Source organism: Pseudomonas sp., from assembly GCF_030684895.1.
Lineage (GTDB): Bacteria > Pseudomonadota > Gammaproteobacteria > Pseudomonadales > Pseudomonadaceae > Aquipseudomonas.
The window spans coordinates 38,148-50,193 of record NZ_JAUXXP010000074.1 but is presented as its reverse complement, the minus strand read 5'-3'; the positions used below and the strand labels follow the sequence as shown (position 1 = coordinate 50,193).

Annotated in this window: 12 protein-coding genes; 7 read left to right on the top strand and 5 right to left on the bottom strand. The window is 59.9% G+C overall.

Features of this window, described 5'->3' with window-relative positions; translation table 11 throughout:
* Positions 1-713: 713 nt before the first annotated feature.
* On the bottom strand, positions 714-1,913 hold the full coding sequence (tyrS, locus tag Q8M42_RS16655) for a tyrosine--tRNA ligase (protein WP_304867469.1): 1,200 nt from the start codon (positions 1,911-1,913) through the stop codon (positions 714-716).
* Positions 1,914-2,127: 214 nt separating this feature from the next.
* Here tyrS and Q8M42_RS16650 point away from each other — a divergent pair, with 214 nt between their 5' ends.
* A complete protein-coding gene (locus Q8M42_RS16650; protein WP_304867473.1) occupies positions 2,128-3,534 on the top strand; it encodes a peptidoglycan DD-metalloendopeptidase family protein in 1,407 nt (468 codons plus the stop codon).
* A gap of 3 nt (positions 3,535-3,537) precedes the next feature.
* Entirely contained in the window at positions 3,538-4,629 is a 1,092-nt protein-coding gene (locus tag Q8M42_RS16645; protein ID WP_304867476.1) for an anhydro-N-acetylmuramic acid kinase, read from the top strand.
* Positions 4,630-4,710: 81 nt separating this feature from the next.
* Here Q8M42_RS16645 and erpA read toward each other — a convergent pair whose 3' ends face one another.
* From erpA to argC, 4 genes are all read right to left on the bottom strand, one after another.
* Positions 4,711-5,061 (bottom strand): iron-sulfur cluster insertion protein ErpA, encoded by a 351-nt coding sequence (gene erpA, locus Q8M42_RS16640; protein WP_090256106.1) that lies wholly within the window; start codon positions 5,059-5,061, stop codon positions 4,711-4,713.
* Positions 5,062-5,137: 76 nt separating this feature from the next.
* Positions 5,138-5,548 carry a polymer-forming cytoskeletal protein gene (locus Q8M42_RS16635; protein ID WP_160014652.1) on the bottom strand — a complete coding sequence of 137 codons (411 nt, stop codon included), beginning with the start codon at positions 5,546-5,548 and terminating at the stop codon, positions 5,138-5,140.
* Positions 5,549-5,557: 9 nt separating this feature from the next.
* Positions 5,558-6,235 (bottom strand): DUF6776 family protein, encoded by a 678-nt coding sequence (locus tag Q8M42_RS16630; protein ID WP_304867483.1) that lies wholly within the window; start codon positions 6,233-6,235, stop codon positions 5,558-5,560.
* A 53-nt stretch (positions 6,236-6,288) separates the two neighbouring features.
* Complete coding sequence (gene argC / locus Q8M42_RS16625; RefSeq protein WP_304867485.1) at positions 6,289-7,323, bottom strand: N-acetyl-gamma-glutamyl-phosphate reductase; 1,035 nt, start codon at positions 7,321-7,323, stop codon at positions 6,289-6,291.
* A gap of 146 nt (positions 7,324-7,469) precedes the next feature.
* On the opposite strand from argC, the gene hemJ reads away from it, so the two are divergent.
* The 5 genes from hemJ to Q8M42_RS16600 all read left to right on the top strand — a co-directional run bounded on the left by hemJ (position 7,470) and on the right by Q8M42_RS16600 (position 12,041).
* Entirely contained in the window at positions 7,470-7,898 is a 429-nt protein-coding gene (gene hemJ, locus Q8M42_RS16620; protein ID WP_304867487.1) for a protoporphyrinogen oxidase HemJ, read from the top strand.
* A 21-nt stretch (positions 7,899-7,919) separates the two neighbouring features.
* Complete coding sequence (locus Q8M42_RS16615; protein ID WP_304867489.1) at positions 7,920-8,882, top strand: nitronate monooxygenase family protein; 963 nt, start codon at positions 7,920-7,922, stop codon at positions 8,880-8,882.
* The gene (locus Q8M42_RS16610) at positions 8,879-10,141 is read left to right on the top strand and encodes an alanine racemase (RefSeq protein WP_304867492.1); all 1,263 of its coding nucleotides are present in this window, start codon (positions 8,879-8,881) and stop codon (positions 10,139-10,141) included. Before Q8M42_RS16615 ends, Q8M42_RS16610 begins: the two co-directional genes overlap by 4 nt.
* Before the next feature lie 106 nt (positions 10,142-10,247).
* Positions 10,248-11,192 carry a DUF805 domain-containing protein gene (locus Q8M42_RS16605; RefSeq protein ID WP_304867494.1) on the top strand — a complete coding sequence of 315 codons (945 nt, stop codon included), beginning with the start codon at positions 10,248-10,250 and terminating at the stop codon, positions 11,190-11,192.
* Positions 11,193-11,249: 57 nt separating this feature from the next.
* Positions 11,250-12,041, top strand: a complete 792-nt coding sequence (locus tag Q8M42_RS16600; RefSeq protein WP_304867496.1) for an SDR family oxidoreductase — start codon at positions 11,250-11,252, stop codon at positions 12,039-12,041.
* Positions 12,042-12,046: the final 5 nt, after the last annotated feature.

Below are 12,046 nucleotides of genomic sequence, written 5' to 3'. Positions count from 1 at the left end.
CCATGATCAAACTCTTCAGTTCAATACTGCTTGGGTTTTGAGAAAACCCTAAACTTAGCTCAGCAATCGTTGGTTACATCTTTGATTTCTCGCGGAGTAACTTGTGATGCTGATAATCTTGCGACTAGCAGTCTTACCTCTCAAGCACCCACACGAATTGCTTGATTCAGTTGTTAAAGAGCAGGTGGTTAAGTCTTTCGTCTCAACCGAGGCGCGCATTCTACAGCAGCCTCATCTTCCGTCAAGTGGTTTTTTCTTACCGAGAGTGAAAATTTCTTTTCAATCTCAACCACTTGCGCTTTCGATCAACATCTAGCTTCTCGTCAGCGGGATGCGAATTCTACAGCGTTTCAAACCGCTGTCAACCGCCTCTTTTGCCGCTTCCGATCAACCCGACCGAACCCCTTCAGACTCAAACACAACATCCTGAAGAGGAAGCGCATTCTACGCAGCTTTCGCTGCTTTGCAACTCCTTTTTCAAATCTAACTTCTTGTTTTATAAGAAGTTTAAGGAGCCGCATACGCCTGAAGAGCTGCGCATTATAGGGACTGCCGAACGAAGGTCAATCGATTGTTATGCTTTTGTTTCAATAGCCACGAAATCAAGGTCTGCAGCCACACAGCCACCTGCGCGCCGCCTGCAGAAACGACAAAGCCGTTGAAGCTGACGCTTCAACGGCTTTGTCGCAACCATCACGCAAGCGTGCAACCAATTACTCGGCCTTAAGCGTGATACGCGCGAACGCTTTCTTGCCGGCCTGGCAGACGTGCACAGCACCTACCTTATGTATATAGGAGCGATCCACCACCTCACCATCCACGCGCACGCTGCCGGAACCCAGCAAATCACGCGCCATCGCGGCGTTCTTCACCAGGCCTGCTTTATTAAGCAGCGCGGCAATCGGCATATCCTCAGCCGACAGAACCTCGACCTCTGGCAGATCCTCAGGCAACTCACCTTCCTTCATGCGGTTACCTGCCGAGCGATGAGCGCTAAGCGCCGCCTCTTCGCCATGGAACCGCGCGACGATCTCTTCGGCCAACTTGATCTTGATATCACGGGGATTAGCACCCTGCTCGACATCTCGCTTGAACTGCTCGATCTCCTCCATGGATCGGAAGCTGAGCAGCTCGAAATAGCGCCACATCAAAGCATCCGGCATAGAGACCAGCTTGTTGTACATGACGCCGGGGGCTTCCTGGATGCCAATGTAGTTGCCCAGCGACTTGGACATCTTCTTCACGCCATCCAGACCTTCAAGCAACGGCATGGTGACGATGCACTGCGACGCTTGGCCATAGGAGCGCTGCAACTCGCGCCCCATGAGCAGGTTGAACTTCTGATCAGTACCGCCCAGCTCAACATCCGCCTGCAACGCGACCGAGTCATACCCCTGAACCAGTGGGTAGAGGAACTCGTGAATAGCGATTGGCTGGTTGGTCGAATAGCGCTTGCTGAAGTCATCGCGCTCAAGCATGCGTGCGACGGTGTACTGCGAGGTCAGGCGGATGAAATCCGCCGGCCCCATCTTATCCATCCAGGTGGAGTTGAAGGCAACCTCGGTTTTCGCCGGGTCGAGAATCTTGAACACTTGGGTTTTATAGGTCTCCGCGTTCTCAAGCACCTGCTCGCGAGTCAGAGGCGGGCGCGTGGCGCTCTTCCCGCTGGGATCACCAATCATTCCAGTGAAGTCACCGATCAGAAAAATCACCTGATGACCCAGCTCCTGGAACTGACGCAGCTTATTAATAAGCACGGTGTGCCCGAGGTGCAGATCCGGCGCAGTCGGATCAAAACCGGCTTTAATGCGCAGTGGCTGACCACGCTTGAGCTTCTCAACCAGTTCGGCCTCAACCAGAACCTCTTCCGCGCCACGCTTGATCAGCGCCAACTGCTCTTCAACCGACTTCATGACAGGACTCACGACCACTCAAAAACGAAAGGGAACCAACCATACAAGATCGCGGACAAAGCACAAGTTCTGCCCGCCACTCACCTACGCTAAGACCGCCTTGCGACAACCGGGGTTGCCTAGCTAGCGATTTGGTTATATTTTATACAGTTACTGCATATTCATCATTTTGTTTATCTATTTCTTCTCATCTTTAAAAGTCAAAAAGCAGCCTATGACCTCTACAACTAAAGCGCCGCCCCTGTACCCGAAAAGCCATATTCTGGCGGCCAGTGGCGTCGCCGCCCTCCTGAGCCTAGCCCTACTGGTATTCCCCTCCCGCGAAGTTGAAGCAAAGAAAACCTACATAAACCTTGAGCTGGATAACGGCGCAGAATACGCCGAGTTCCAGGACGAGCCTGACTCTGCCGCCTCGCAGACGCGCCAGTCGCCGTTCGCCGACACAGCCGCCGCCGATACACCGACAGATAATGAGCCGCAGGCCGCGCAGGTTGAAGAGCCGCCAGAAACCGACCCACTACAACGCATTGTTCGCGTAGAGAACGGTGACACGCTGTCTACGGTATTTGCCAAGGTCGGCTTGAGCGCCACCACTCTGCATTCCGTGCTTAGCAGCAGCAAAGAAGCCAAGCAGCTGACACGCCTGAAAGTAGGCCAGGCACTTGAGTTCAAACTGAGCACTGACGGTGAGCTTGAAAGCCTGCACAGCAAACTCAGCGACCTGGAAAGCATTGCTCTGGCCAAAAGCGAGAACGGCTTCAGCTTCAAACGCGAACTGGTCAAGCCAGAAGTTCAAACCACCTACAGCCACGGCGTGATCAACAGCTCGTTGTTTCTCTCGGCCAAGCGCGCCGGCCTGTCGCACAGCCTGACCATGGATCTAGCCAACGTGTTCGGCTACGACATCGACTTTGCCATGGATATTCGTGAAGGCGACGAGTTCGAGCTGATCTACGAAAAGAAAGTGGTCAACGGCAAGCAGGTGGGCACCGGTAACATCCTCTCCGCCCGCTTCACCAACCGCGGCAAGACCTACACCGCCGTGCGCTACACCAACAAGCAAGGCATCAGCAGCTACTACACCGCCAATGGCGACAGCATGCGCAAAGCCTTTATTCGCACCCCGGTGGATTTCGCCCGCATCAGCTCACGCTTTTCCACGGGGCGCCGCCACCCAGTGCTGAACAAGATTCGCGCGCACAAGGGTGTGGATTACGCCGCCCCACGCGGCACACCGATCAAGGCCGCCGGCGATGGCCGTATTACCCTTGCAGGCCGCCATGGCGGCTACGGCAATGCGGTGATCATTCAGCACGGTCAACGCTACCGCACCCTGTATGCCCACATGAATGGCTTTGCCAAGGGCATCCGCAGCGGTAGCAACGTCAAGCAGGGGCAGATCATCGGCTATATCGGCACCACCGGCCTGTCCACGGGCCCGCATCTGCACTATGAGTTCCAGGTCAACGGCGTGCACGTTGACCCACTGAGCCAGAAACTGCCAATGGCTGACCCGATCGCTAGCAGCGAAAAAGCCCGCTTTATGCAGTTGAGCAAACCGCTGATGGCACAAATGGACAAAGAGAAGTCCACGATGCTCGCCCTCAACAATCAGCGCTAAGCCATGCCCCTCTACCTTGGCGTGATGTCCGGCACCAGCCTGGATGGGCTGGACATTGCGCTGATTGAGCAGGAACACGGCACCCGCCTGCTAGGCACCCGCTACTTACCCATGCCAGACGAACTGCGTAGCAGCTTACTCAGCCTGTGTGCATCCGGCCCGGATGAGCTAGCACGCGCGGCTATTGCCGAGCAGCAGTGGGTCGCGCTCGCCGCGCAAGGCATCAATGAGCTGCTGTTGCAGCATGACATCCCCGCACACAGCGTTCGCGCCATCGGCAGCCATGGTCAGACCGTGCGCCATGAGCCTGCGCGTGGTTTCACTATCCAGATCGGCAACTCCGCTCTGCTCGCCGAGCTGACCGGCATCAGCGTCGTCAGTGACTTCCGCCGCCGCGATGTTGCCGCTGGTGGCCAGGGCGCACCGCTGGTTCCGTCATTCCACCAGGCCTTGTTCGCCAGCGAGGGCAGCACCCGCGCAATCCTCAATATTGGCGGTTTCAGCAACCTCAGCCTGCTTGAACCTGAGCGCCCGGTGCATGGCTTCGATTGCGGCCCGGGCAATGTGCTGCTGGACACCTGGATTCAACGCCATCAGGGCCTGACATACGACCAGAACGGTCAATGGGCTGCCAGTGGCCAGGTACAGCCGCAGCTTCTGCAAGCCTTGCTGAGCGATCCCTACTTCCAGACTCAGGGCCCGAAGAGCACTGGGCGCGAGCTGTTCAACCTGGACTGGCTGGATCAGCATCTGCGTAACCTGCCGGCGTTTGCTGAGGCTGACGTGCAGGCAACTCTGCTGGAACTGACCGTCATCAGTATTACCGAAGCGCTCAAGGCTGCTCAGCAGCACACCGAGATGCTGCTGGTGTGTGGTGGTGGCGCGCATAACCACACACTGATGCGCCGCCTGGCGCAGCTGCTGCCCAATAGCCAGGTGAGTAGCACCGATGCGCATGGCGTGCCCGCCGATTGGGTTGAGGCCATGGCCTTTGCCTGGCTCGCACACTGCTGCCTGGAAGGCATTCCCGCCAACCGGCCGAGCGTCACCGGCGCTCGCGGCCTGCGGGTACTTGGCGCGATCTACCCCGCCTAACGGCCGAGGTAAAACTCTGCTTCCCCCCAGAAACGACAACGCCGTGCACAAGGCACGGCGTTCGCTTGAACAGCCTGCAACTCAGATCGAGAACGAAGAACCGCAACCGCAGGTGGTGGTGGCGTTGGGGTTGTTGATAACAAATCGCGAACCTTCCAGACCTTCCTGATAGTCGACCTCGGCACCTGCCAGGTACTGGAAGCTCATCGGGTCAACCACCAAGCTCACGCCTTCGCGCTCGATGATGGTGTCATCCTCGGCCACTTCTTCATCAAAGGTGAAGCCGTACTGGAAGCCGGAACAACCGCCTCCCGTTACAAACACGCGCAATTTCAGGCGCGGGTTGCCTTCTTCATCGACCAGGCTCTTCACCTTGTTCGCTGCGCCCTGCGTAAATTGCATAGCGCTGGGGGTGAAGGTTTCGACGCTCATGCTGATTAACTCCCGGCGCTAAGCGCCATACTGCATTCTGATCGGCATTATCCGCTTACCCGAGAAAAGCGGTCAACTATTGTGCGGCATCCAGCGTTTCGGGCAATTCCAGTGGACGCGCTTCGTCTTGCAAACGGCAGAGGCGCCCTTCGATCTGCGCCCCCATGGCCATTTCCATCAGGGCGTAATACAGATTGCCACGCACCCGCGCCCGTGCGCCCAGCTCAAGGTGGCCACTGGCGTGCACATCGCCGACCACTTCACCGTCAATCACTATATGGGGGGCGCGAATCTCACCTTCAACCCGGCCCTGCACACTGACGCGCACCATACCTTCGCTGGCCACCAGGTTACCGATGACCTTGCCATCGACCTGCACCGCGCCTTGAAAGCGCAAATCGCCATGCAGTTCGGCACCCACCGCAATCAGGCTGGTCTTGCCGGCGAAACGCTGCACGTCAGTGCGCGCCTTATCTTTATTCCACATAAGGAACAGTCACTCCTCTTTGTTCCATTTGAATGTGCGCAGCAAAGGCTTCTCGCCTTTTACCTCGGCACGCACCTTGATCTCGCGCGGGATAAACCCTTCAGGCACCTTTAGCTCGGCAAATCGCCCGGCCTCGGGAATAGCCTGAAAATGCTTAAAGGCGAAGGTAATCGACTGCTCCGGCAGGCCATCGGGCAAGCCTGCACTCAGCGCTGCCAGCTCAAGCGTGACATCCTGCCCGTCCTGCTTGCCAACGATAGACACCTGTAACTGGCCTTCCAACGGCGTATCACCTTTGCCCACGCGGCTGAGGAGTATCTTGTAGCGGAAATGTTCAGGTCTGTCCGTGGCCTGCAGCTCAAAGGTCTTGATGCGCAGGCCTTCACGACGGCTGGCAGGCGCCAACACACCTTTATAGAAGGCCAGATCCTGTTGCTGTTTGTAGATCTGCTCTTCCAGCAGTTTGATGGTCAGGCGGCTCTGTTCGTTGGCTTGCAGACTGACTTTTTCTGCACTGCCGAGCACCACCAAACGCTGACGCAACTCATCGACCTCGCGCAGCAACTGCTCATCGCGCACCGGTTCGGCCGGCTGCCCCACAACCACTGCAGGCTGGCTGTACTGCAGCCACCAACCGCCGGCATAGAAGGCCAGCGGAATGCACAGCACCAGCAGCAAGCCAAGCATGCGCCGTCGCCGAGCACGCCCCGGATCGCTTGGGCGAACCTCCCAGCCCGCCATCAGGGCAGCATGCCCGCGTGGGACAAGCCCAGACGCTCATCGAGACCGAAGAGGATGTTCATGTTCTGCAGCGCCTGACCCGACGCACCTTTGACCAGGTTGTCGATCACCGACAGCACCACCACCAGGTCGCCATCCTGCGGCCGATGCACAGCGATCCGACACACGTTGGCACCGCGCACGCTGCGGGTTTCCGGGTGGCTGCCGGCCGGCATCACATCGACGAAGGGCTCATTGGCATAGCGCTGCTCGAACAGCGCCTGCAGGTCCACCGAGCGGTCGACCACAGTGGCGTAAAGCGTGGCGTGGATACCGCGGATCATCGGCGTCAGATGCGGCACAAAGGTCAGGCCAACATCCTTACCGGCAGCCCGGCGCAGGCCCTGGCGAATTTCCGGCAGATGCCGATGGCCTTTGACCCCATAGGCTTTCATGCTCTCGCCCGCTTCGCTGAACAGCGAACCCACGCTGGCACCGCGACCAGCACCGCTGACCCCGGACTTGCAGTCGGCGATCACCTGCGTGGTATCGGCCAGGCCTGCTTCCAGCAGCGGAATCAGCGCCAGCTGTGCGGCAGTGGGGTAGCAGCCTGGCACAGCGATCAAACGCGCCTGTTTGATCGCCTCCCGATTGACTTCCGGCAGACCGTAAACCGCCTCTGGCAGCAGATCCCGCGCGCCGTGGGGCTGGCCGTACCACTTGGCCCACTCGTCGGCATCCTGCAGGCGGAAGTCGGCCGACAGGTCGATTACCTTGGTCCCGGCTGCCAGCAGCTCACCGGCCAGGGCATGGGCCACACCATGCGGCGTGGCGAAAAACACCACATCACAGGCACCCAAGGTGGCTACGTCTGGCACGCTGAAGGCCAGGCGGTCGTAATGGCCGCGCAGGTTTGGGTACATCTCGTCGACACGCATGCCGGCCTCGGAGCGCGAGGTAATCACCTCGACCTGCGCTTGCGGGTGTTGCGCCAACAAACGCAACAGCTCGACACCGGTATACCCCGTGCCGCCGACGATTCCGACCTTGATCATCACTTGCCCCTTTGCAATACCAGCAGTGGAAAGCTGCCGATGATACGGCCGCTTCGGCCAGGGGCCAACACTTGAGCGCCGTCAGTGATGACGGAGGCGGTCATGCCCACTACTATCGGGGCACTTTCCTGCAACGAGTGCGCGCAATGCTTTATCTGTGGCTCAAAGCCCTGCACATCATCGCCATGGTCTGCTGGTTCGCCGGCCTGTTCTACCTGCCGCGCCTGTTCGTCTACCACGCCATGAGCACTGATGAGATCAGCAGAGAGCGCTTCTGCATCATGGAGCGCAAGCTGTATCGCGGGATCATGTGGCCGTCATTGATTCTCACCGTTGGCCTGGGCTTGTGGCTGATCAGCCTCAACCCGAGCTACTACTTCAGCCAGGGCTGGATGCACGCCAAGCTGAGCCTGGTGGCACTGCTGCTGGTCTACCAGTTTATGTGCGGCGCCCAGCTCAAGGCCTTTGCCCGCGGCGAGAACCAGCGCAGTCATGTGTTCTATCGCTGGTTCAATGAAGCGCCCGTGCTGGCCTTGCTCGGCATTGTCATTCTGGTCGTGGTTCGCCCTTTCTAAACACATCAAGAGGAATACTGCATGTCGCTGCCAGCCCTGCTCGAACAACGCCTGCGCCTGCCCGTCGTCGCCGCGCCGATGTTTCTGGTGTCCAACCCGCAACTGGTACTGGCCTGCTGTAACAACGGCATCGTCGGCAGCTTTCCAGCGCTGAACCAGCGTGAGAGCAGCGGTTTCAAGGACTGGCTGCAAGAGATCGACGCCGGCCTGGGCAGCGATGCAGCGCCTTATGCGGTCAACCTGATCGTGCACGGCAGCAACCCGCGCCTGCAGGCGGACCTGGCGATCTGCGTTGAGCAGCGTGTGCCTATCGTGATCACCAGCCTCGGCGCGGTGAAGGAAGTGGTGGATGCTGTGCACAGCTACGGCGGCCTGGTATTCCATGACGTGACCACCCGCCGGCATGCCGAAAAAGCCGCCGAAGCCGGCGTCGACGGCCTGATCGCGGTAGCCGCCGGTGCAGGCGGACATGCTGGCACCTGGAGCCCATTCGCGCTGATCGCCGAAATTCGCCAGTTCTTCGATAAAACCCTGCTGCTCGCCGGCTGCCTTAATCAGGGCCACGAAGTGCTGGCCGCGCAACTGCTTGGCGCCGACCTCGCCTACCTCGGCACCCGCCTGATCGCTACTCAGGAAAACGCTGCTTCCGCCGCTTACAAGCAGATGATCCTCGACGCCAAAGCCGCCGATATCATTCACACCCCAGCGGTCTCCGGGGTGCCCGCAAGCTTTATGCGCCAGAGCCTGGAGCTGGCCGGTTACGACCTCAAGCAGCTGCAGAGCAAAGGTGAGATCAACTACGGTGAGAAGCTCAAACCCATGGATGAAGAAGCCAAGGCTTGGAAAACCGTGTGGTCGGCCGGCCAGGGCGTCGGCAATATCCGCGACCTGCCCAGCGTCGAGCAACTGATCGCCCGCCTCGACAGCGAATACCGCGCCGCCCTCACGCACAGCCTGCAGCTGCAACAACGCTGGGCGCGATGAAGCGACGCAGCCTGCTCGGTCTCGGTGCGCTGGGGTTGCTGGGCGGCTGGGCGCTACGCCCAAGCGATCTCGGCCAGCCGCACACGCCTTACTTTGCCGCACTCAACCAATTGCTGCGGCGTGCAGGGGCCGGGCTGCCGCTGCTGGTGGTGGATCTCGAACGCCTGGATCAGAACGCCGAGCTGTTGGCTGGCCAGCTCGGTAGCCAACTGCCGTTGCGCCTGGTGGCTAAGTCGCTGGCGTCCACCGGCTTGCTCGACTACCTGGCGAAGACGCTCGGCACGCAGCGTTTTATGGTGTTCCACCAGCCACAGATCAACCAGCTGGCAGCGAGCTTTCCCCAGTCCGATCTGTTGCTCGGCAAGCCCTTGCCCAGTGCAGCAGCCCTGAGTTTCTACCAGCAACTGCCGCAGGGCAGCGGCTTTGTCCCGGCTAAGCAGCTGACCTGGCTGATCGATAGCCAGACCCGCCTGCAGGAATATGCCGCACTGGCCAACGCCCTCAACCAACCGCTGCAGATTGCCTTTGAAATCGACATCGGCCTGGCCCGTGGCGGCTTTGCCACCCCCGCAGAACTCGGCGCCGCACTCACCTGGCTGCGTAACACGCCCAACCGGCTACGCGTGCGCGGCCTCATGGGTTATGACGCCCATCTCGCCCATACGCCGTTCTGGACCGACCAAACCAGCGACTTTGCCCAGAGCGCTGCGCGTTACCGCGCGTTTATCGCCAGCGCTGCGGCATTCAACGAGCTGTGGCCGCAACAGCCGCTGCTCAATGGCGCCGGCAGCCTGACCTATGCCCTGCACACCCAGCGCGATACGCCACTAAATGAGGTCGCGGTCGGCTCCGCACTGCTCAAACCCAGTGATTTCGACAGCGATCTGCTGGCCACCCAACAAGCCGCCCTGTGGATCGCCAGCCCGGTGCTCAAGGCGCTGCCTGGGCAGCTGCCGTTTCTCGACAGCTCGCACCAGTTGCTGCAACGCTGGAACCGTAATCGCCAGCAGGCTTATTACCTGTATGGCGGGCAATGGCCAGCAACCCCGGTGTCCCCCGCCGGGCTCAGCTATGACGCCCTGTATGGCCGCAGCGCCAACCAGGAGCGCCTGATCGGCTCAGCCGGCACCGGCTTACAGGTCGACGACTGGGTATTTCTTCGCCCGCAACGCTCGGAAGGTCTGTTCGAGTTGTTCAACCAGCTCGTCCTTCTACGCAACGGCCGCTTGGTCGGAAGCTGGTCCGCCGGCAGAGCGTGAACCGTCTCTAGGCCCTGCACATTTGCGCGCAGGCAGCTTGTTTACCGGGTTACAGGCCGGCTAGTCTGTAGCGCATCTCCATTCTGGCACCGACAAGGACGCCGACATGACCCAAGCCCGCTTCAAGATTGTGTTCAACGGCGAGTTGATGCCCGACGTCAGCCTGGAAACAGCCAAAGAAAATCTCGCCCGCCTGTTCAAGAGCGACCACACCCGGATCAACTCGCTGTTTAGCGGCGGCAATGTCGATATCAAGCGCGACCTCAGCGAAAACGAAGCCGACCAGTACCTCAAGGCGTTGCAAAGTGCCGGTGCCAAAGTGCGCAAGGAACAGGACCTGGCCGCCAGCCTGAGCCTGGTGGAGACCGATGATCACCGCACGGAAAGCAGCGAAGCTGAAAGCAACGTGCCAATGACCTGCCCCAAGTGCGGCCACCAGCAAAGCAAGGCTATCGAATGCTCGGCCTGCGGCATCGTTATCGAGAAATTTCTCGCCCGCCAGGCCATGCTCGCGGAAAACCCGCCGGAAGTGGTCAGCGCCGCGGCCACGCCCTACGCCACACCGAAAGCGGCCGTGGCAGAAACCCTGCCGGAATTCGGCGAACTGAAGGCCTTTACCACCGACGGGCGCATCGGCCGTTTGCGCTACCTGGCCTGGTCGATGGTGCTGATGCTGGCCTGCTTGCCGTTGTTCGGTATCGCTGGCGGTTTCTTCGCCGCGTCGGAAATTCTTGGCGGCCTGTTGATGGTCGTGGTGGGTATCGCCGTGGCGGTGGTCGGCATCATGTTCGGCGTGCAGCGCTTGCATGATATCGGCTGGTCAGGCTGGCTGCTGCTGGTCACCCTGGTGCCGATTGTTGGCGGGGTGTTCTCGCTGCTGCTGTTTATCATCCCCGGCAGCACCGCCGCCAACCGCTTTGGTCCACCGCCACCACCAAATAGCCGTGCGGTAAAAATCCTCGCCCTACTCTGGGTGGCGATCATCGCCCTCGGCATCGTGGCCGCCATCGCGATACCAGCCTATATGGGCTATTCCAACGCTGGTCTGTAACCCACTGGCAACCTTGCGCGGTACATGGGGTCGAAAGGCCCCATCACGGAGAACCCTATGACCCGTTACGCGCTTATCACTGGAGCCTCTAGCGGTATTGGCCTGGCCCTGGCCGAAGCCCTGGCCCGGCGAGGTCGCAAGCTGATTCTGGTGGCGCGCCAGCGCGATGCATTGGAAAGTATTGCCTGCGAGCTGACCCAACGTTTTTCCGTGGAGGTGCTGTTTCGCGTCTGCGACCTCAGCCAGCCGCTGCAGGTCAGCGGCCTGCTGCATGAGCTGGAACAAGGTGAGCGCAGTATCGACCTGCTGGTAAACAACGCCGGCATCGGCACCTCAGGCGCTTACGTGGCTCAGGACTGGGCTCGCGAACAGCAACTGATCGAACTGAATATCCTCGCTCTCGCCCGCCTCTGCCACGCCATCGGCACCATCATGGCCGGCCAGGGCTGCGGGCAGATTCTCAATGTCGCCTCGGTTGCCGGCTTTCAGCCCGGCCCGGGTATGAGCAACTACTACGCGAGCAAAGCCTACGTATTGCACTTTTCCGAAGGCCTGCGCGAAGAGCTTAAAGAGTACGGCGTTAAAGTCTCCGTACTCTGCCCGGGGCCAACCCGCAGCGCGTTTTTCCGCACGGCACGCATGAACAGCGAGGCGCTACAGGGCAGCAAACTGATGATGAGCGCCGAGGAAGTAGCGCTTATCACCGTCAAGGCGCTGGAGAAAAACCGCGCGATCATTATTCCTGGCTGGCGCAACCGCCTGCTCGCCCTCAGCCCTCGGCTGGGCCCGCGCTGGCTGGTACGGCGAATCAGCGCACGGCTCAATCGCCAGTTCGGCAAGCCAATCTAAAACTC

Bases quoted from the DNA above. Each gene is read 5' to 3' on its own strand.
- argC (WP_304867485.1), bottom strand. From the start codon at position 7,323: ATGATCAAGGTCGGAATCGTCGGCGGCACGGGGTATACCGGTGTCGAG.
- Q8M42_RS16645 (WP_304867476.1), top strand. From the start codon at position 3,538: ATGCCCCTCTACCTTGGCGTGATGTCCGGCACCAGCCTGGATGGGCTG.
- hemJ (WP_304867487.1), top strand. From the start codon at position 7,470: ATGCTTTATCTGTGGCTCAAAGCCCTGCACATCATCGCCATGGTCTGC.
- Q8M42_RS16610 (WP_304867492.1), top strand. From the start codon at position 8,879: ATGAAGCGACGCAGCCTGCTCGGTCTCGGTGCGCTGGGGTTGCTGGGC.
- Q8M42_RS16635 (WP_160014652.1), bottom strand. From the start codon at position 5,548: ATGTGGAATAAAGATAAGGCGCGCACTGACGTGCAGCGTTTCGCCGGC.
- Q8M42_RS16630 (WP_304867483.1), bottom strand. From the start codon at position 6,235: ATGCTTGGCTTGCTGCTGGTGCTGTGCATTCCGCTGGCCTTCTATGCC.
- Q8M42_RS16605 (WP_304867494.1), top strand. From the start codon at position 10,248: ATGACCCAAGCCCGCTTCAAGATTGTGTTCAACGGCGAGTTGATGCCC.
- Q8M42_RS16600 (WP_304867496.1), top strand. From the start codon at position 11,250: ATGACCCGTTACGCGCTTATCACTGGAGCCTCTAGCGGTATTGGCCTG.
- Q8M42_RS16615 (WP_304867489.1), top strand. From the start codon at position 7,920: ATGTCGCTGCCAGCCCTGCTCGAACAACGCCTGCGCCTGCCCGTCGTC.
- Q8M42_RS16650 (WP_304867473.1), top strand. From the start codon at position 2,128: ATGACCTCTACAACTAAAGCGCCGCCCCTGTACCCGAAAAGCCATATT.
- tyrS (WP_304867469.1), bottom strand. From the start codon at position 1,913: ATGAAGTCGGTTGAAGAGCAGTTGGCGCTGATCAAGCGTGGCGCGGAA.
- erpA (WP_090256106.1), bottom strand. From the start codon at position 5,061: ATGAGCGTCGAAACCTTCACCCCCAGCGCTATGCAATTTACGCAGGGC.